A 19,497-nucleotide genomic window follows, 5' to 3' on the forward strand; every position below is an offset into this window, starting at 1 on the left:
GATCAGCAGCCAGACTTTTTGCTGACCCAGCAGTTGTCAGATTTCGCCCAGCCGCTGGGGGCTGCGGTGGTGGCTTTAATGCCCTGATCATCCAGCGTAAAGGTAAAGCCCGCTGTTTTTCCGCTACCTGTGGCGATAATGGTAAAGCTTTCTGCATTCAGGGGATTGCAACTGATGCTGAAGCTTTCTGATGGTTTTGCGTCTCTTTTGCAATCAAAGTCTTTATATGTGTGATTGTTCATATAAAACTGTTCAAGTTGTGTTCGCGTCTCACTGAGCTTGCTCTGGGGTTCTACTAGGCGGCTGCGGGTGACGTAATCGTTGTAGCTGGGGATGGCGATAGACGCCAAAATGCCGATAATTGCTACGGTGATCATGACTTCGATAAGGGTAAAACCGGCTGAAACTCGCATTATTGCTCCTACTGTATTTGAGGGCATAATGCTTACAAGTTGAGCATTTATCCAGTAGGCTAAAATGCCTATGGATTTTGATCATCGGTCAATATTTATGGACGAACGGTAGTTGCAGTTTTGAATTGCAGGTTTTAAACGATTATTTGATGTTTTAGGCTGAAAAACAGGGGGAAAGAGGCGGGCTCGGTTTGGGTTAGATGGTGCTTTACATGATAAATATCATTAAATTCTAATGTTTGTTGCTAAAAAACCACGCATAAAATATTTATCTGCTGTTGATTCCTCAGGGCTAAGGGCCTGATAAATCAGCGCTCTTTATCGCTTCGAATATCAAACCACCTCACAGGTACGGATGCAAGTGCCGGTGAGGTGGGCTGGGCTTAGCGCAGAATTTCACTCCATGAAGAGCGTTTTCCTTTTACTTGGGTATTGAGCCTTGCCGAGTCAACAGAGCCTGTGCCATCTGCATTGACTTTAATACTGTCAAATTTAGACGTTGTAATTGAAACTCGGCGTGATGGATCATCAGATAATTTACCATCCGAATTTTTGCCTACGCTGATAAATACATTGGTTGATGGGTTCGCGCATAGCCAGTCTTTGCTTAAATTAAGCGGCATTTTGTATTCGCGGCTGATCCCGCCTGGTGTGCAGGAATCTGCGCCGGGAACAATCGAGCTGAATACGCCATAGGTATCAAAAGGAAATGGGTCATTAGGAATTCGTTCTTTACTAATTGGCAAATCAGCCCGCCATCCTTTTGTGCTGTTTTTGCAGCTGCTTAAATCAGTACCTAATGCAGAATTGGCCGCTCTTTTTAAAGTAATCGTATCAAAATTGCCATCGCCATTACTAAAGTCACCCGCAACAGAATTAGGGCAGTTATTAGATAAGCTGGTGCCATCAATACCATCGAGCGTGCTGACTGTGCCTCCCAAATTGTCTTTAATGGTTTTGTCGCAGGTTTTATCAATAATTAATTCAATTAAAGAACCGGATGTGCCCAAATTATTAAAGGCAGAATCAATAGCGCCTAAGCTGGGATCTATTAATAATCCATAAATGGTTTGTGTATCGCTATTGCTCATATCATTTTGGTTTAAAAAACGACCCGTTCCAAAGTTCACATAATGGGCGGGAATGCCGCTGCTGTTTTTATAGGCAGGCATTTCTTTAATCAGCGGGGCAGAGCTGATGGGCTGGCGCAGTGCGCTTGTGCCTGTGGTTGCCGCTAATACGCCATTGCCCTGTGCGCCAGCCACATCAAAGCGCCATAAATTACCGGCTAAATCACCCGCGTAGACCATCTTGATGGTGTCATCAACATCTGGCTCAGTAAATAAAGCGCCAATTTTGGAAAGGCCGCACGTGCCATCGGTAGCGGTGCAGGTAGTGGTAAAGGTTTTTTCCAGAGCGCCAGTATCGGCGTTTAAAACAAAAAGGTAGCCCTTGTTATCGCTATTGTCATAGCCCGCTGTAAGCAAGACTTTCCATTGTCCTGCTATTTTACCCACCACCGGAAAACCGTAGGTTTTACCAAGGCGGCTGTCTTTAAAGCTCCATAAAGGGGCGGCAGGCACAGTGGCCGAAGGGTTGGTAATATCAAGCGCATAGTACTCACCGCCACCACCTCGCAAGCCGCCTACCAGAATGGTTTTCCAGCTGCTGCCATTATTGATATCGGCAATGGTGGGCGATCCATCTACAAAATACTGGAAGTTGCTGTCGTAGTTTCTGTCGGCTTGTTTCCACAGGCTGGGCAACAGGCTGGGTGGGATAAAGGCCCATATTTCTTGCCCTGTTGCGGCATCAAAGGCATGCAGCATGCCGTCATTGCCCGGTGCGTAAAGCATGGCTCGGCGGCTTAAGTTGGTCCGTGAAAATGCACCATAGCCGGCATCCGGATAAGCTTTTTCAGATTTTTTAACATAGGTCACCCCGCCATGGATAATCGCACCAAGGATTTTGGTGCGCTGGCGAAAGAGCGCTGTGGTTGCGGCTAAATCAGGTACTGAAGTAGTGGGCTCATTGCTTTGATCACCCCGCAAGTAATCAACCAGTTTACTGCCCGTAATGGCAGTCTGCTGGGCTGCGTTCAGTGAGTTTGCTGTTTTTAAGCTGGTGACCCCCGCTGTAATGGATGCATTACTGCCATAGGTTGCAGCGTCAAAAGTAGTGAAGCTGGTGCAGCTGCCTGTGCAGGTATAAATAGCACGGGGATTGCTGGTTAATGAGCGTGTGGCCAGCAAATCCTGCGCCGACCAAAGAGCTGTGGTGGTAAAGGTTGAGCTATTCACATCAACAGTTCGGGCCGCTACATCCCCGGTCCAGTCACGCGTTTTATAGCTGCTGTTGTAAACTTTATTGTCTGCTGCGGTCATAAACGCGTTGGATACATCAGGCGCGCCCACCGATCCCAGCCTAGAGCTGATATCGTTAAGCGCACTTTTCAAGCTGGCTGCCACGGCATTAGGGTCTTTGGCGCTAAAATATTTACCTCCGCCATTCACCCCCGCATGCCATAAATCATCAATGGTGGTTAATTGATCCCCAACGACAGTTGGCCAGTTTTTTGTGCCATTTTTTATCCCTACAAAGTCATTTAAGCTGGCATTGCTGTTGGTTTCGTAATCATCCACATAATTGAGCGTGCCATCCATCCCTAGGCCTAAGGTATAGGTACGCATCATTTGCCTGCCTTCAGGGCCGGTATCAAAAGCAGGGATGCCCGGCGCATTATTGGCCATGCCCGTACGTAAATCGGTTTTAAAGTATTTCATGGCCACATCGGCCAGATTATTTGATTGACCTGCTCCGTCGTACATGGGCCTTGGTACGCCGGAACCCGTGTCCTGATTGCCTACAGAGACACTGTCGCCACTGGCATTCCAGTAGCCGTCGGTGGTTAAAATTTCAAAGTTTTGCTGGCAGGTGTACTGGATAGGGTCGGTCACCGCGCTTTTATTGCCGGCATAAATCTCCCCAACGGCTTGTAATGCTGTTTTTAAAGGCGTACCACCGCTGGGAGGAACGCCAAAAAGCATGGTGTACCAGGCGCTTTTTTGCGTGCCGTCAAAATCAGAAATATTTAAAAATCCTGAGCTAGCAAAGTTATTGGAAGACAGCCTGCCGATCCGTGAAAAACCGATACGGTAGCGGCTGTCCATATCCGCAAAAGCAAGGCTGGCACTGGATTTCATCATCATCATACGGGTGCGGTAATAGCTAAACCAGTTGGCAAAATTTTGCCGTGCAGCCACTGATGCCGCGCTGGCATCACTGGGGATTTTTGTTTTTGTCCAGGAGCCGGTCGTGAGTGTGCTGGTCGATGAGGGCAGCGATGTGTTGCATTCCGAATCGGGTGGTGTGCTGGTGGAATAAGTCCAATAAAAAGCCGTTTGTAGCGGCGCGTTGGCACCGCCGGTTACATTGTCATAAGCAAAGAAATTGCTGGATAAATTATAGGTGCTGCTGTTATTGGGGCCGCCTGAGGTGCCTGTATTAAATCCGTCATACCATGCCGCAGTGTAGCTGGCATTGGCTTTACTTGTGCCGTCGGCATTTTTTGGGGGGAGGTAGGTGGTGGCCGGGTTGTAATACACCCCATTGCAATAGGAATTGTGATAGCCCACTTTGGTTCGCCAGTTGCTCACGCTATCTGGCATATGGCTCCAGGCCATCGAGCCGGAATCATCAATCGTAAACATAATATTGGGCTTTACATCGCCTGTGGTTAAGGTTGATAGCGGTTTATCTGCAGTTTGTGCGGCGAAGGTGCTGACACTAAGGCCAAGCCATCCCAGGGTAAACAGATTGAGTTTCATGATGCTTGGTCCTTAATAAAAACGGCTTGTATGCCGGGCTGCCGGGTGAAACTTGTTGTGTGCTAATAAATAGAGGCTTGATAAAAGCTGACGGTGTTTTTAGGGCCTTGAATTCTTACCGTAATCAGGTAATTCACATTAAAAGAAGTTTTTTCTTTCAGGCAATTGGGGCAGGCTTTCACCAGATTGCAAGGGTTGCCCGTGGCCGCAACGGTATCAATCACCAGCGTGGGGGCAGCGGCGTTGCTGCAGCTACGCTGAATTAAATAAGAAGCACTAAAGCCATTCGGGTTTGTGACTGTAGTCGTACTGGTGGCTTGTGGCATGGCGGCGGGTGTGCAGGGTTTGGGAGTGCATGTGGTGGCCACCCAAACCCAGTTACTGCCTGCCCGCCACTGTGTGCCGTCATTCGGGTTGATCGGGCTGGTGGTGTTGGTGGCGCTATAGCCATTGACTGCAGAATCTGCATTTAATGTGGCGGGTGATGTGCCAGAAATGGCAATCAGCCATTGGCGTGCTGTTTCAAGAGCCACATCGGCAGCGGCTGTAGTACCCTGGCGCAGCGACAGATTATTGGCAACCTGGGTGCTGGTGGTGATGGATCTGATCATGGCGATACCCGCCAGGGTCATAATCACCAGCACAATCAGAGAGATAAACAGTACCAAGCCTTGTTGGTGGCTCCGGGCAGGAATACGTGGCGTGCTCATGCTGTCGTCTTCCTTAGAGATTAGTAGTGGGCTGATTGAGCAAAATCTGATTGCGCAGCGGTACTACAGTTTCATGCACGCTGTAGCGATAGCATTGCCAGTCGGCATTGGTGGGCTGTGTAAAAACATCAGCGCCTGACCAGCCTAAGTAGTAGGCCGCCGTGGTGAGGGTAAACGCATCACTGGGCGTGGCGGCGGTGTAGTTATTTGCGCTGTCGTTAACACAGGTGCCTGCCCGGTTGGGTTTTTGCGGGTTACTGGCGCGAACCAGCACGGCATAGCGGATGGCTAATACCTGTGCCCATTGGGCCGGGTCGGCTTTTTGCCATGTATCCACGTTATTTGGAATCGTATCGCCATCCACATTGGTGTCTAAACCGTATTCGGCTTTCATTTGAATCACATTTTCTGTCACAACTTGCCATGCGCCATCGGCTGCAGCTGTTGCATTCAGCGCATCCGCACTTAGCAGCGAGCCGTGGATTTGGGTACCGGCCCCCGCACAACCATTGCTGTTGCCACTGAGATAAACGCAGTAAGTGCGCCGGGTGAGTTGGCCAAAATTATATAAACGGGTGATTTTGCTTAAAGCCGCCGGAAAGGGGGAGTTAAGCGTTGCAGAGTTCCAGGCATTTGCTGCATTGCCAATTGCAAAACCATCGGTTGAAGCGGGTGTACCAGCGCACGGCGTGGCATTGGTACAGGTCACCTGAAACACCGGGCAATTGGCCAGCCCCGATTGCCATGCAATCACCAGATCATTGACGGCCATGCTTTGCCCGCCTAAAACATTGGCAAATTGAGTATCGGCATTGCCGTGCTCAATATCTGCTAGCTGGGCCACCTGTCCTCCACCAATGATGCTGCTGCCGTATAAAAATGTGAGGCTGTCTGATGTGCCCGCGCTCTGGATTAAAACCGGGATAAGCGGCACATTATTCAGAGCAGCTACCCTAGAAACCACATTGCAATTGAGCGCGCCCGCATCCCCAATGCCTAAGCCGGATCGTTCTGCATCTTTTTGTATCTGCATCACGGCAATCCCGCCATTGATTTGCGCGCCTGAGCCGCCCATGCTGTTGCGCCGGTAGGCCTCATTTACACCAAATATTTGATAGATAGAAATCATGGATACCAGTGCAACAACCACTGAAACCATGAGTTCTACTAAACCAAAACCGCTGGACTGGCGCATAGCATGTCTCTTTAGTTATTGCACAGAGTGCCGTTAGGGGTGTCGCTCCACACCGTCTGGATATCAGCCACATTGGTGGCGACATTCATTTGCCCGCCGCTGCTGTCTGTAATGCCGCTGGCACCGGTTAGATCACCACGCCGTACCGGCCAAGAAATGGTTACGGTGGCCCGGCGAAAGCACCGGATCGTGCGCCCGGCTGCGTTATCGTTATCAATGGCTATGGTGCATGTGGCGCCGGGCAGCTGCGCGGCAACGGCTCTGGACCAAATTCCTGCGGTGGACGTTGCGGCGGCAGATGTGCAGCTGGTCATCCGGAAGCTATCTAAATTGGCGGTGCGCGGATTCACCCTCATCAGGCCATCAATTCTTTGCATCAATTGCATGGCCGATGTACGTGAAGAGGTGCTGGATACATGCCGCATGGCGTTGCCTTGCAGGGCCAGAATAGACAGCACGCCAAATGAAAAAATCGTGATGCCTACCATGGCTTCCAGCAGCATGGAGCCGCCTTGCTTAGTGCGAGAATGCTTATAAATCATGGCCTCTAGCTCCTGGCACAAGAACTGGGGTGGGTTGCCGGTGCATCGGGCAGGCACATTCTGGCGTTTCCCCCCCTGTCTAAAACGACACAAACTCTGGCTGGATCAGTCACCGGCCCGGCGCCTGCAAGGCTGCATGATGCAGGGGTTGCTGCAGCAGCGGTATCGGCCACTATTAAGTTAAATGCGGCATCGGCCCTGCCTAAGCCGTCAAAGCGGATTAAGCCCGCGCTGGCATTAAGAGCCGGGGGATTATTGCTGCCACCTTCAGCCAGCACTTTGCCGCCTATAAAGGGATAGGTTTCAGCTGCCGTGGCCGCGGTGGTGATATTGGCGCAGGTTGTGCATTCGCGGATCAGCCAGGCCGTGCCTGTTGCACTGACCGTTACAGCATTTGCATTTCTGGCGCCATCTGCCCCAACCGCACTATTGGTTAAAACAAGCTCTATATAGGCATTGCGGTTAATGGCCTCGGATCGTGCTGTTTGAACTGCGGTTTGAAAAGATTCGGCAAAGCTGCGCAATTTAGCGCTGCGTACCCAGCCTTGAAACCCGGGCATGGCAATCGCGGCCAGTAAGCCAAAGATAACAAGCACAACCATGACTTCTATCAGGCTGAAACCATGGTGCTTTTTTAGGGAGGAGTTCATTTTGCAGGCTCGCCTAACAAATATTCGGTTTTCTGCTGACCCAGCAATTATTGGGAGAAGGGTTAGACCAGCCTGCTGCCGTAATCGCCGAAGTCTTTTGGTTAAGGTCATCCAGCGTAAAGCTGAACCCGGTCATTTTATTGGTGCCTGTTGCCGTGATCGTGAAGGTATTGGCCGTCTGCGTGGTACAAGTGATGCCAAAGTTTTCATTCCCTACTGCGGCCTGTGTGCAGGTGAAGCCAACATAGGTTCTGTTGTTTACAAAAAACTGCTCCAGCCGCACCCGGGTATCACTGAGCTTGCTTTGTGCCTCTACTAGGCGGCTGCGGGTTACATAGTCGGTGTATTGAGGAATGGCGATCGAGGCCAGAATGCCGACGATGGCGATGGTGACCATGACTTCAATCAGGGTAAATCCGTGTGGGTTTCGCATATCTGCCTCGTTTGCCTTAGTCGATTTGCTTCATTTGCTTGTTATTCCTATGGAATATTAATCAGCATTTCATGATTTAGCTAAAGCATGCGAGCAGCGGAGTTTTTTTAAGGTTGAGTGGTTGGCTTTGCCGTTAATCGGCAGTGAATGGCAAATAAAAAAGCCCCCTGCGGCGAAAGGCAGGGGGCTGGTGATGGCAAAAACAAATGGTTCGCTTATAAAACGGCTTTTATCTGTGAAACTCCGTGTCTTGTGGGGAAGAAAAGTGTTTCAAGATCTGGTTTTTGACGCGTAATACCCTTGTTTAGGGCAAAAACCGCTCCAGCAGCGTATTTAAAAACCGCTGGCCGCGTAAGGTAGGCTGAATATGATTAAGTTGGCGCTCCAGTAAGCCGTCTGCAACAGCGCGTTCAATCCGGTGGATGACTTTAGTCAGCGGCAAGCCGGTGCGCTCTTCAAACAGGCTTAAATCAAATCCGCCAGTCAGGCGCAGGGCGTTGAGCATAAATTCAAAGGGCAGCTGCTCTAGCGTGATGTGTTCTTCTGTCTGGATGGCCGAACCCGCCGCCATTTTTTGCAAATACTCGGTCGGCTGTTTATAGCGCATCTGGCGGATGATTTTATCCGGGAAGCTGATCTTGGCGTGTGCGCCCGCGCCAATCCCCAGGTAATCGCCAAACTGCCAGTAATTTAAATTGTGCTTGGCTTGGCGCTTGGGCTGGGCAAAGGCGCTGGTTTCGTAATGCTCAAAGCCTGCGGCGGCCAGTTCAGCCTCAATGGCATCCGACATATCCGCGCTGCAATCTTCATCCGGTAAGGCAGGCGGGTAGCGGTGAAACAGGGTATTAGGCTCTAAGGTGAGGTGATAAGCCGAAAGATGTGTGGATTTACAAGCAATGGCGGTGCGGATATCGAGCAGCGCCTCGGCCAGCGTTTGCTTAGGCAGGGCATACATAATATCGAGATTAAAATTATCAAAATGCTGATGGGCGATTTCGATAGCGCGGTGCGCTTCTTTATCATCGTGCACACGGCCCAGCGCTTGAAGATGCTCGGCGTTAAAGCTCTGAATACCAATCGATAAACGGGTGATGCCTGCGGCGCGGTAGCCAGCAAATTTTTCGCTCTCAAAGGTGCCAGGGTTGGCTTCTAGCGTGATCTCGGCATCGGGGTGCAAGCGCACTCTCGCCCGAATCCCCTCTAGTAATTGATTAATCGCTTCAGCAGAAAACAGGCTTGGCGTGCCGCCACCCATAAAAATACTGGTGATTGGCCGGCCCCACATCAGCGGCAAACAGGATTCCAAATCGGCCAGCAGGGCGGCAATGTACTGCTGCTCCGGCAACGCGCCTTTTTGCGCATGCGAGTTGAAATCACAGTAAGGGCATTTTTTAATGCACCAGGGAAAGTGAATATACAGCGCCAAAGGCGGTAAGGCAGAAAGCGCCCAGTTAGCTTTGCCGATGGGCATGGAAATCGATTGCATGGTGTTCACTTCTTATGGGTATTGCTTTTGGTGTCATCGTAGGGCGGGTGAAACCCGCCGAGTTTATGTAATAAATCGTGTAAAACTGCTGGTTCCACTTCATTGGGGCGAATTGAAAACACAGAAAACCTTTGTTAGAGCCTTCGGCTCGTTGATTTCGGTGCGGTGTCCCCGCGGGGACTCACTTTCTTGAACGGCCAAGAAAGTAAGCAAAGAAAGCCGCCCCAGCCAGCACGAAGGCCCCTCTCTGCGGATAATCAGCCCGGCGACTACGGCTGCTCGCTCGCTGCCTCGCTACCCCTTCGTCGAAACCCCGTGCTGATTATTCCTCGTTCGGCGTGCTTCAAGGGGGATTTTTAAGCCCCTATACAGCCAGCGTGGTCAAAACAAGAGGAGCTAAAAGACACGATATTTTCCGTGTCTACAGACCTTTTTGATTGATGCTAAATCGTTATTTCTGATACGGGTTATGCAGCTCATCCACTAGCCGGTGCAGCACGGCTTTGATCTGGGCTTCTGATACTTCCATCAGCAGCCCGTCTTCTAGTAAATCCTGCGCCATTTGTTTGAGCTCGTCCAAATTCTCATTCATGACTTTTACTTTTTCGGTGCAAGACACCACCGATGCATCGTCTCTCAGCCAAGTAGCCCAGCGGGTTTCGCCTTGATTGATAGCCGCGCTCATAAGCCTGTTTCCTGTAGTTTAGCGATCAACTTCCGCAAAGCTTTGCCGCGATGCGAGATCTGGCTTTTTTCATCCGCGCTGATTTCTGCGGCGGTTTTGCCAAACTGCGGCAGCAAAAACAGCGGATCATAGCCAAAACCTCCCTCACCCCTGCTGGTTTCAAGGATTTCTCCTTGGCAAATGCCATCGCTAATCAGCGGTTGCGGGTCATCCGCATGGCGCACTAGCACCAGCGCGGCATAGTAATAAGCACTGCGATCTGCTTGCCCGGCAAGGCTCTCAAGCAATTTTTGATTATTTCGCGCATCCGATTTTGGCTCACCCGCAAAGCGTGCCGAATACACACCCGGTGCGCCGCCCAGTGCATGCACGCAAAGGCCGGAATCATCGGCCAGCGCAGGCAGGCCAGTAATCCTGCTGGCGTGGCGGGCTTTTTCCAAGGCGTTTTCAATAAAAGTGTGGTGCGGCTCTTCGCATTCGGCCACACCCAACTCGCCCTGTGGAACAATCTGGATATCCAGTGCGGCAAATAGGCGGTTAAATTCTTTGACCTTACCTGCATTATTACTGGCTAAAACGATGCGTTTCATCATTGGTAATTCTTCTTTTGTAAGATAAGCAGCTCTTGCTCGCGTTTCATTTGAAAGCGGTTTAAGACACTATTGCCAATCAATAAAGGCCCATTATCTTGGTCGCGAATGCTGGCTTGCACATTATTAAGTAGTAGGGAGCCGATACGAATTTGTGCAATCGTAAGCTGCCAAGATTTAATCGTGCCATTGGCCGTTTGCGTCCGGCTTTCCTCGCCCTGTTTATAATCCACGCCCATATTGCTGGCCAGATTACGCGGCAAAGATAAAAAACTGGCGCCGGTATCAATAATGCCGCGCTGGCTGATACCACGCACGGCAATATCGGCAAAATAATGCCCCTGTGCATCCGGGCTCAGCGTAAGACTGCCCGCGCTGTCACTCTCTGCCTTGGTGCTGGCAATATAACCCTGCCCCAATAACAGCTGACGCTGGCGTGTGCCTATCATGACTGTTGCTTGCTCGCTGCTCACCGCCAGCAACTTGACCTCGCCCATTTGTTGACCAATTGCCAAAGTCTTTTTTTGCCCATCAATCAGCAAAATGCCCTTATTGCCCATCGCCGCCAGCAGCGTTACTTCGGTGGCGAATGCGAGCGGGATCATCAAGGTCAGTAAAAGGGCGAGTCGCTTCATTTAAGGATGGCCTTTGGTTACTTCACGTAGAGCGTTCTCAATCAGCTGAAAGTCAGCATCTTTAAGCAATTTGGAATCAGACAGCATCCGTCGCCAGGTTCTGGCCCCGGGCTGATGCTGGAATAAGCCCAGAATATGGCGGGTGATCAAGCGAATCGGCAAGCCTTGCGCCATTTCTGCCTCAATAAAGCGTCGCATCGCGTGCATCACTTGCACGCGGGAGGCAGTATGGGCTGCGCCGCCGTAAAACAACTCGTCTACCTGCGTCAGAATCCAGGGATTATGGTAAGCCTCGCGCCCCACCATTACGCCATCCAGATGTTTTAAATGCTCCGCCGCCTGCTCATGCGTGGTAATGCCGCCATTTACAATAATTTCTAAATGCGGGAAATCTTGTTTTAACTGATAAGCATAATGATATTTAAGCGGCGGAATCTCGCGGTTTTCTTTGGGCGACAAGCCTTTTAAAATCGCATTACGCGCATGCACAATAAATGTATTACAGTCTGCATCAGCCACCGTGCCGACAAAATCGCGCACAAAGTCGTAGCTTTCTTCATGATCAATGCCGATACGATGCTTGATGGTGACATCAATATCCACCACATCTTTCATCGCCTTTACACAATCGGCCACCAAACGCGGTTCTGCCATCAGGCAAGCACCAAACGAGCCGTTTTGCACCCGCTCGGAAGGGCAACCCACATTTAGATTAATCTCGTTATAGCCCCAGCTCTCACCAATCTTGGCGCAAGTCGCTAAAGCCATCGGATCAGATCCACCCAGCTGCAGCGCGATCGGGTTTTCAATCTCATCAAAATTAAGATGGCGCTGCTTATCCCCATGAATAATCGCCCCGGTGGTCACCATCTCGGTGTACAGCCAAGTGTGCTTAGTCAGCAGCCTTGCGAAATAACGATAATGGCGATCGGTCCAGTCGAGCATAGGAGCGATGCTGTAGCGGCGGGAGGGGGGAGTCATATTTGTTTGCACGAAAAACAGCCTGCACTATATAAAAAAATAAATCCGCGTTTAGCGCGAAGGAATGTATTGTCCTATCTGTCGTATGTAAGGGTCAAACAGAGCAGATAGGAGATTTTGCTAAAGCGGGCTTCAGCACGTTGGATTTCAGCTTGAGCCAACAATCAATATGTATTAAATCGGGCTATGTATCTGAGTTGGATTTATCTAAGCCAAAGAAGCGTTGCTTGCGTTTGAGTAAGTCCATCGCAAGGTATAGCGTTTCCGTGCCGTACATGAGTTCTAATGAGTGATGGAACATCTCTGTCTTGTGCATATTAATTAGGCTATCCACACAGCGATACACACGTCGGCGGGATTCTTCCATCTGGCTAAAGTGATGTACCCAGTCGCAGCCTTGCAGCGTAGCGTGTTTGTCGCCAATGGCTAAAGCCAGCAACGTTTTCAATTCACCCATTTGCAGCGTTTGCCAGACGGAGCCAGTAGCGGCGTTCAGTCCGATGATTTCCAAGATAGAGCAATCATCACTCAGGCTTATGTCTTGCAGGCTAGCCAGCAGTTCTGCGCACTCGTCTTCATCCAACTGGTGGAGTCTTAAAATAGCCGTACGGATTTCCTTGTTTATAGTAATGCTCTGCTTCTCAGTAGGCATGGGGTGCTCTGGTTTAGGGGGAAATATAGAAATCGATCCGTAATTTACATGGTGTTGCTATTGTGTGCTCCACAAATTATCTGGCCGTGAAGCTTGCCGGCGCTAGTTGCATAATTTTCTTACTATTAAAAATCATATACTTACCGTATTGCCTTGGCTTTATTGCAAGCAGGGTGTTGACCATTACGCTCTAGGCCCGTATATTTCGGCCTCTCGCTGCAGCACACACAGCAACACGGTGTTCGAGCAGTAGCGAAACGATCTTTAAAAAAATACAGTCGATGAGTGTGAGTGCTTGATTCGGAAGCGAAACAAGTGCTTGCATTAGTAAGGTGCATTCAGCGATGGATGTGCCGAATAAAGTAAGCCAGTAAGTACTAGCTTAGCGATTAAACTAAAGAGTTTGATCCTGGCTCAGATTGAACGCTGGCGGCATGCTTTACACATGCAAGTCGAACGGTAACAGGGTGCTTGCACCGCTGACGAGTGGCGAACGGGTGAGTAATATATCGGAACGTACCTAGTAATGGGGGATAACTATCCGAAAGGATAGCTAATACCGCATACGCCCTGAGGGGGAAAGAGGGGGATCGCAAGACCTCTCGTTATTAGAGCGGCCGATATCAGATTAGCTAGTTGGTGAGGTAAAGGCTCACCAAGGCAACGATCTGTAGCGGGTCTTAGAGGACGATCCGCCACACTGGAACTGAGACACGGTCCAGACTCCTACGGGAGGCAGCAGTGGGGAATCTTGGACAATGGGCGCAAGCCTGATCCAGCAATGCCGCGTGCGTGAAGAAGGCCTTCGGGTTGTAAAGCGCTTTTGTTCGGGAGGAAATCCTAGTGGCTAATATCCATTGGGGATGACAGTACCGGAAGAATAAGGACCGGCTAACTACGTGCCAGCAGCCGCGGTAATACGTAGGGTCCAAGCGTTAATCGGAATTACTGGGCGTAAAGGGTGCGCAGGTGGTTAATTAAGTGTGATGTGAAAGCCCCGGGCTCAACCTGGGAATTGCATTGCAAACTGGTCAACTAGAGTATGGCAGAGGGGGGTGGAATTCCGCGTGTAGCAGTGAAATGCGTAGAGATGCGGAGGAACACCGATGGCGAAGGCAACCCCCTGGGCTAATACTGACACTCATGCACGAAAGCGTGGGGAGCAAACAGGATTAGATACCCTGGTAGTCCACGCCCTAAACGATGTCTACTAGTTGTTGGGGAATTCGTTCCTTAGTAACGCAGCTAACGCGTGAAGTAGACCGCCTGGGGAGTACGGCCGCAAGGCTAAAACTCAAAGGAATTGACGGGGGCCCGCACAAGCGGTGGATGATGTGGATTAATTCGATGCAACGCGAAAAACCTTACCTAGCCTTGACATGTCAAGAATCCCTGAGAGATTGGGGAGTGCCGCAAGGAACTTGAACACAGGTGCTGCATGGCTGTCGTCAGCTCGTGTCGTGAGATGTTGGGTTAAGTCCCGCAACGAGCGCAACCCTTGTCCTTAGTTGCTACCATTTAGTTGGGCACTTTAAGGAGACTGCCGGTGACAAACCGGAGGAAGGTGGGGATGACGTCAAGTCCTCATGGCCCTTATGGCTAGGGCTTCACACGTCATACAATGGTCGGTACAGAGGGTTGCCAAGCCGCGAGGTGGAGCTAATCTCATAAAACCGATCGTAGTCCGGATTGGAGTCTGCAACTCGACTCCATGAAGTCGGAATCGCTAGTAATCGCGGATCAGCATGTCGCGGTGAATACGTTCCCGGGCCTTGTACACACCGCCCGTCACACCATGGGAATGGGTTTCACCAGAAGTAGGTAGGCTAACCGTAAGGAGGCCGCTTACCACGGTGGGATTCATGACTGGGGTGAAGTCGTAACAAGGTAGCCGTAGGGGAACCTGCGGCTGGATCACCTCCTTTCAAGAGAAAAGTCTTTTGGATTGAGTACTCACACTCATCGACTGTAAAAAAACAAAGATACAAAATCAGATTGGGTCAGTAGCTCGGGCGGCGTAGATTAGCTACCTGAGTATTCTGAAATGGGTCAGTAGCTCAGTCGGTTAGAGCACCGTCTTGATAAGGCGGGGGTCACAGGTTCGATTCCTGTCTGACCCACCATTAATTTTTTAATGGTTGGAAGGCTCTGTCAACAGAGCGACCAGTTTGGTTTTGATTGCAAGAAAGTAAGCAGTAATTGGGGGCTTAGCTCATCTGGTAGAGCACCTGCTTTGCAAGCAGGGGGTGAACGGTTCGAGTCCGTTAGCCTCCACCATCCCCTTGGGTTGGTGGAATAAAGAAACTAGAAATAACACACTGTCTCAAGAGAGATTCAAAGCTTGGGACGATGGTTTATTTCTGATTTCTAAAATCAGCAAGACAGTAACTTGATCTTTAAAAAAATAGAAGAAGTAATACTCAAATTTAGAAATAAATAAGGGTAGATTGTATCAAAATCGATTGTTCGAAGTCAGAACTGAATAATCGATGTCGCAAACAAAGCGAAATCAGATACTTTAAAGATGTGAATCGCTTTATTTATCTTTATTGATGAATAGAACAAGACACGTGTTTGAGGTTATAGGATCAAGCGACTAAGTGCATCTGGTGGATGCCTTGGCGATGATAGGCGAAGAAGGACGCGTTAGCCTGCGAAAAGCACGGGGGAGCTGGCAAATAAGCATTGATCCCGTGATATCCGAATGGGGAAACCCGGCCCTTTTGGGTCATCCATGACTGAATACATAGGTCATGAGAAGCGAACTCGGCGAACTGAAACATCTAAGTAGCCGAAGGAAAAGAAATCAACCGAGATTCCCAAAGTAGTGGCGAGCGAAATGGGAAGAGCCTGCATGTGATAAATCAAACTTTAGTGGAACAGTCTGGAAAGTCTGGCGACAGTGGGTGATAGCCCCGTACACGAAAAAGATTGGTTGGTACTAAGCATGCGACAAGTAGGGCGGGACACGAGAAATCCTGTTTGAAGATGGGGGGACCATCCTCCAAGGCTAAATACTCATCATCGACCGATAGTGAACCAGTACCGTGAGGGAAAGGCGAAAAGAACCCCGGGAGGGGAGTGAAATAGAACCTGAAACCGGATGCATACAAACAGTGGGAGCCCTTGAAAAATGGGGTGACTGCGTACCTTTTGTATAATGGGTCAGCGACTTACGTTCAGTAGCAAGCTTAACCGAGTAGGGGAGGCGTAGGGAAACCGAGTCCGAATAGGGCGCATAGTTGCTGGGCGTAGACCCGAAACCAAGTGATCTATCCATGGCCAGGATGAAGGTGCGGTAACACGCACTGGAGGTCCGAACCCACTAATGTTGCAAAATTAGGGGATGAGCTGTGGATAGGGGTGAAAGGCTAAACAAACTTGGAAATAGCTGGTTCTCCTCGAAAACTATTTAGGTAGTGCCTCATGTATCACTGACGGGGGTAAAGCACTGTTATGGCTAGGGGGTCATCGCGACTTACCAAACCATGGCAAACTCTGAATACCGTCAAGTGCGAGCATGGGAGACAGACTGTGGGTGCTAACGTCCATGGTCAAGAGGGAAACAACCCAGATCGCCGTCTAAGGTCCCAAATAATCAGTTAAGTGGAAAACGAGGTGGGAAGGCATAGACAGCCAGGATGTTGGCTTAGAAGCAGCCATCATTTAAAGAAAGCGTAATAGCTCACTGGTCGAGTCGTCCTGCGCGGAAGATGTAACGGGGCTCAAACTGATAACCGAAGACGCGAATATGCACGATGTGCATATGGTAGAGGAGCGTTCCGTAGGCCTGCGAAGGTGTCTTGAGAAGGATGCTGGAGGTATCGGAAGTGCGAATGCTGACATGAGTAGCGATAATGCGGGTGAAAAGCCCGCACACCGAAAACCCAAGGTTTCCTGCGCAACGTTCATCGGCGCAGGGTGAGTCGGCCCCTAAGGCGAGGCAGAAATGCGTAGTCGATGGACAACGGGTTAATATTCCCGTACCGATATAAAGTGCGATGGGGGGACGGAGAAAGGTAGGTCAGCCCACTGTTGGAATAGTGGGTTTAAGCGAGTAGGCGTGTGGCTTAGGCAAATCCGGGCTGCTTTAACGCTGAGACGTGACGACGAAGTCTTCGGACTGAAGTGATTGATCCTATGCTTCCAAGAAAAGCCTCTAAGCTTCAGCTTTATATTGACCGTACCGCAAACCGACACAGGTGGGTAGGAAGAGAATTCTAAGGTGCTTGAGAGAACTCAGGAGAAGGAACTCGGCAAATTATCACCGTAACTTCGGGAGAAGGTGAGCCCATATTAGGTGAAGGCCCTTGCGGCTGGAGCTGACATGGGTCGCAGAGAAATGGGGGCTGCGACTGTTTATCAAAAACACAGCACTCTGCAAAGTCGAAAGACGACGTATAGGGTGTGACGCCTGCCCGGTGCTGGAAGATTAAATGATGGGGTGCAAGCTCTTGACTGAAGTCCCAGTAAACGGCGGCCGTAACTATAACGGTCCTAAGGTAGCGAAATTCCTTGTCGGGTAAGTTCCGACCCGCACGAATGGCGTAACGATGGCCCTACTGTCTCCTCCTGAGACTCAGCGAAGTTGAAATGTTTGTGAAGATGCAATCTCCCCGCTGCTAGACGGAAAGACCCCGTGAACCTTTACTGTAGCTTTGCATTGGACTTTGAAGTGGTTTGTGTAGGATAGGTGGGAGACATTGAAGCATGGACGCTAGTCTGTGTGGAGTCGTCCTTGAAATACCACCCTGACCCCTTTGAGGTTCTAACCTTGGTCCGTTATCCGGATCGGGGACCGTGCATGGTAGGCAGTTTGACTGGGGCGGTCTCCTCCCAAATTGTAACGGAGGAGCTCGAAGGTCGCCTAGGTACGGTCGGACATCGTACTGATAGTGTAATGGCATAAGGCGGCTTAACTGCGAGACAGACAAGTCGAGCAGGTGCGAAAGCAGGACATAGTGATCCGGTGGTTCTGAATGGAAGGGCCATCGCTCAACGGATAAAAGGTACTCCGGGGATAACAGGCTGATCCGCCCAAGAGTTCACATCGACGGCGGAGTTGGCACCTCGATGTCGGCTCATCACATCCTGGGGCTGTAGCCGGTCCCAAGGGTATGGCTGTTCGCCATTTAAAGTGGTACGTGAGCTGGGTTCAAAACGTCGTGAGGACAGTTTGGTCCCTATCTGCAGTGGGCCGTTGGAAATTTGAGGGGGGCTGCTCCTAGTACGAGAGGACCGGAGTGGACAGATCTCTGGTGTACCGGTTGTCACGCCAGTGGCATCGCCGGGTAGCTAAATCTGGAAGAGATAAGCGCTGAAAGCATCTAAGCGCGAAACTCGCCTCAAGATGAGATTTCCCCAAGGCTTTAAGCCTTTTAAAGGGTCGTTCGAGACCAGGACGTTGATAGGTCGGGTGTGGAAGCGCCAGTAATGCGTTAAGCTAACCGATACTAATTGCCCGTAAGGCTTGATCCTATAACCTGAAGCGCGTGTGTGCGACGGTATAATCTACCCAAGATTAGAGCTGAATTGAGAAACAAGCAGTACAAGGTAATATATTACTTCTTCTATTGAACTGAACGCGTTGCAGAGCAGTAAAGTGCAACGAGTTAACCCGTTAAAGTCTGGCGACCATAGCGAGGGGTCCCACTCCTTCCCATCCCGAACAGGACAGTGAAACACCTTAGCGCCGATGATAGTGCAGATTACCTGTGTGAAAGTAGGTCATTGCCAGACACCCTAAGCCGTACCAAGACCCCCGTACTCGAAAGAGGCGGGGGTTTTGCTTTGCGCGGAAGAAAAGTGATTTGCATGTTGGGTTACGCGATTATCGCTGAGCGAGGTAAACCTCGCACGCAGACTGCTAACCAACCTACAAAACCTGCCCCAAATGGACACCAGCCCATCGTAATTGCAGCATGAGCGTATGATTAATATCATGATATTTAAGGCCAGAGAGGGGTGAATGCGATGATTTATATTTTTACCCGGTGCGGGAATGGCGGCTGATTCGGGTTTGCCTACTTTTAGGGGATACCGGCGGGCTTTGGGAAAATTATGATATTAATCAGTATGTAATTTCCCCCGATTTATTAAAGAGCAGAATATTCGTGATTTAACTTTTCAGTTTTATAATGAGCGTAAATTGCAATATTCTGAGGCAAAACCTCATGCGGGCTATGTCCGCGATTGCAAAATTACCAGCAACAACAGCCGGTTAAAGTGATTACAACCAATATCGATTTATTGCATGAGGCTGCGGGCACAGCTGATGTATTACATTGCATGGCAGAGTGGATCAGATGTCTTGTGCCAGTGTTACCACTATTGGAATATTGCCGATCATGTATTTGAGCCGGGTGAATGCGCGGCCTGTGGCAGTGTAATGGTAAAGCCCGGCATTGTATTTTTTGGTGAAATGGCACCGGAATATGAAGCTTTACACTGGCTGATTGAAGATTTAAAAAGCACGGATACTTTTGTGATTGTAGGCACTAGCCTGAATGTGGTGAATCCGATTGCGATGATCCGATCTGCAGGAAAATATCCGCAAATTATTTTTATTGATAAGAATATCCTGCTGCTGCCAAAGCGCATGGTGTGATTTGTATGGAAGAGGCTGCAGAAGTAGGATTATTAAAATGGATTAATGCAATCAATCAGTCATAAATCATTAATCTTTGAGTGCAATTGAT

At 49.9% G+C, this 19,497-nt stretch carries 14 protein-coding genes, 2 tRNA genes and 3 rRNA genes; 6 read left to right on the forward strand and 13 right to left on the reverse strand.

Annotation, left to right across the window (positions count from 1 at the left end; all coding sequences use genetic code 11):
* Positions 1-2: 2 nt before the first annotated feature.
* The 13 genes from DYD62_RS21570 to DYD62_RS21630 all read right to left on the reverse strand — a co-directional run bounded on the left by DYD62_RS21570 (position 3) and on the right by DYD62_RS21630 (position 12,799).
* Positions 3-413, reverse strand: a complete 411-nt coding sequence (locus DYD62_RS21570) for a type IV pilin protein (protein ID WP_207916528.1) — start codon at positions 411-413, stop codon at positions 3-5.
* A gap of 383 nt (positions 414-796) precedes the next feature.
* On the reverse strand, positions 797-4,240 hold the full coding sequence (locus DYD62_RS21575) for a pilus assembly protein (protein ID WP_115229961.1): 3,444 nt from the start codon (positions 4,238-4,240) through the stop codon (positions 797-799).
* 62 nt (positions 4,241-4,302) lie between these two features.
* Positions 4,303-4,950, reverse strand: coding sequence for a pilus assembly PilX family protein (locus DYD62_RS21580; protein WP_115229962.1), 648 nt, complete (start codon positions 4,948-4,950; stop codon positions 4,303-4,305).
* 13 nt (positions 4,951-4,963) lie between these two features.
* Complete coding sequence (locus DYD62_RS21585; RefSeq protein WP_115229963.1) at positions 4,964-6,145, reverse strand: PilW family protein; 1,182 nt, start codon at positions 6,143-6,145, stop codon at positions 4,964-4,966.
* Positions 6,146-6,156: 11 nt separating this feature from the next.
* Positions 6,157-6,687: a type IV pilus modification PilV family protein gene (locus tag DYD62_RS21590; protein ID WP_115229964.1), complete on the reverse strand. Its 531-nt coding sequence runs from the start codon at positions 6,685-6,687 to the stop codon at positions 6,157-6,159.
* Between the two features lie 5 nt (positions 6,688-6,692).
* Positions 6,693-7,337, reverse strand: coding sequence for a GspH/FimT family pseudopilin (locus DYD62_RS21595; protein WP_165928669.1), 645 nt, complete (start codon positions 7,335-7,337; stop codon positions 6,693-6,695).
* Between the two features lie 13 nt (positions 7,338-7,350).
* Complete coding sequence (locus DYD62_RS21600) at positions 7,351-7,770, reverse strand: type IV pilin protein (protein ID WP_115229966.1); 420 nt, start codon at positions 7,768-7,770, stop codon at positions 7,351-7,353.
* Between the two features lie 304 nt (positions 7,771-8,074).
* The gene (hemW, locus tag DYD62_RS21605; RefSeq protein ID WP_373280374.1) at positions 8,075-9,256 is read right to left on the reverse strand and encodes a radical SAM family heme chaperone HemW; all 1,182 of its coding nucleotides are present in this window, start codon (positions 9,254-9,256) and stop codon (positions 8,075-8,077) included.
* Positions 9,257-9,707: 451 nt separating this feature from the next.
* Positions 9,708-9,941: a hypothetical protein gene (locus DYD62_RS21610; protein ID WP_115229967.1), complete on the reverse strand. Its 234-nt coding sequence runs from the start codon at positions 9,939-9,941 to the stop codon at positions 9,708-9,710.
* Entirely contained in the window at positions 9,938-10,534 is a 597-nt protein-coding gene (rdgB, locus tag DYD62_RS21615; RefSeq protein ID WP_115229968.1) for an RdgB/HAM1 family non-canonical purine NTP pyrophosphatase, read from the reverse strand. Before rdgB ends, DYD62_RS21610 begins: the two co-directional genes overlap by 4 nt.
* Positions 10,531-11,166, reverse strand: a complete 636-nt coding sequence (locus DYD62_RS21620) for a retropepsin-like aspartic protease family protein (protein ID WP_115229969.1) — start codon at positions 11,164-11,166, stop codon at positions 10,531-10,533. The genes rdgB and DYD62_RS21620 overlap by 4 nt, the downstream gene beginning before the upstream one ends.
* Positions 11,167-12,147 (reverse strand): tRNA dihydrouridine(20/20a) synthase DusA, encoded by a 981-nt coding sequence (gene dusA / locus DYD62_RS21625; RefSeq protein ID WP_115229970.1) that lies wholly within the window; start codon positions 12,145-12,147, stop codon positions 11,167-11,169.
* Positions 12,148-12,331: 184 nt separating this feature from the next.
* Positions 12,332-12,799: a hypothetical protein gene (locus DYD62_RS21630; protein WP_115229971.1), complete on the reverse strand. Its 468-nt coding sequence runs from the start codon at positions 12,797-12,799 to the stop codon at positions 12,332-12,334.
* Positions 12,800-13,190: 391 nt separating this feature from the next.
* Between DYD62_RS21630 and DYD62_RS21635 the strand changes: the two genes are divergently transcribed.
* From DYD62_RS21635 to DYD62_RS21660, 6 genes are all read left to right on the forward strand, one after another.
* Positions 13,191-14,724 (forward strand): 16S ribosomal RNA (locus DYD62_RS21635).
* A 121-nt stretch (positions 14,725-14,845) separates the two neighbouring features.
* Positions 14,846-14,922 (forward strand) — tRNA-Ile (locus DYD62_RS21640).
* A gap of 78 nt (positions 14,923-15,000) precedes the next feature.
* Positions 15,001-15,076, forward strand: a tRNA-Ala gene (locus DYD62_RS21645).
* A 309-nt stretch (positions 15,077-15,385) separates the two neighbouring features.
* Positions 15,386-18,277, forward strand: a 23S ribosomal RNA gene (locus DYD62_RS21650).
* A 148-nt stretch (positions 18,278-18,425) separates the two neighbouring features.
* Positions 18,426-18,538: ribosomal RNA gene (gene rrf, locus DYD62_RS21655) — 5S ribosomal RNA — on the forward strand.
* The 16S, 23S and 5S rRNA genes sit together here with 2 tRNA genes alongside, the layout of an rRNA operon.
* A gap of 535 nt (positions 18,539-19,073) precedes the next feature.
* A complete protein-coding gene (locus DYD62_RS21660; RefSeq protein ID WP_172476532.1) occupies positions 19,074-19,406 on the forward strand; it encodes a Sir2 family NAD-dependent protein deacetylase in 333 nt (110 codons plus the stop codon).
* The last annotated feature ends 91 nt before the right edge of the window (positions 19,407-19,497 follow it).

Origin of the sequence: Iodobacter fluviatilis (genome assembly GCF_900451195.1) — a bacterium.
Classification (GTDB): domain Bacteria; phylum Pseudomonadota; class Gammaproteobacteria; order Burkholderiales; family Chitinibacteraceae; genus Iodobacter; species Iodobacter fluviatilis.

Bases quoted from the DNA above. Each gene is read 5' to 3' on its own strand.
- DYD62_RS21570 (WP_207916528.1), bottom strand. From the start codon at position 413: ATGCGAGTTTCAGCCGGTTTTACCCTTATCGAAGTCATGATCACCGTA.
- DYD62_RS21575 (WP_115229961.1), bottom strand. From the start codon at position 4,240: ATGAAACTCAATCTGTTTACCCTGGGATGGCTTGGCCTTAGTGTCAGC.
- DYD62_RS21580 (WP_115229962.1), bottom strand. From the start codon at position 4,950: ATGAGCACGCCACGTATTCCTGCCCGGAGCCACCAACAAGGCTTGGTA.
- DYD62_RS21585 (WP_115229963.1), bottom strand. From the start codon at position 6,145: ATGCGCCAGTCCAGCGGTTTTGGTTTAGTAGAACTCATGGTTTCAGTG.
- DYD62_RS21590 (WP_115229964.1), bottom strand. From the start codon at position 6,687: ATGATTTATAAGCATTCTCGCACTAAGCAAGGCGGCTCCATGCTGCTG.
- DYD62_RS21595 (WP_165928669.1), bottom strand. From the start codon at position 7,337: ATGAACTCCTCCCTAAAAAAGCACCATGGTTTCAGCCTGATAGAAGTC.
- DYD62_RS21600 (WP_115229966.1), bottom strand. From the start codon at position 7,770: ATGCGAAACCCACACGGATTTACCCTGATTGAAGTCATGGTCACCATC.
- hemW (WP_373280374.1), bottom strand. From the start codon at position 9,256: ATGCAATCGATTTCCATGCCCATCGGCAAAGCTAACTGGGCGCTTTCT.
- DYD62_RS21610 (WP_115229967.1), bottom strand. From the start codon at position 9,941: ATGAGCGCGGCTATCAATCAAGGCGAAACCCGCTGGGCTACTTGGCTG.
- rdgB (WP_115229968.1), bottom strand. From the start codon at position 10,534: ATGATGAAACGCATCGTTTTAGCCAGTAATAATGCAGGTAAGGTCAAA.
- DYD62_RS21620 (WP_115229969.1), bottom strand. From the start codon at position 11,166: ATGAAGCGACTCGCCCTTTTACTGACCTTGATGATCCCGCTCGCATTC.
- dusA (WP_115229970.1), bottom strand. From the start codon at position 12,147: ATGACTCCCCCCTCCCGCCGCTACAGCATCGCTCCTATGCTCGACTGG.
- DYD62_RS21630 (WP_115229971.1), bottom strand. From the start codon at position 12,799: ATGCCTACTGAGAAGCAGAGCATTACTATAAACAAGGAAATCCGTACG.
- DYD62_RS21660 (WP_172476532.1), top strand. From the start codon at position 19,074: ATGTATTACATTGCATGGCAGAGTGGATCAGATGTCTTGTGCCAGTGT.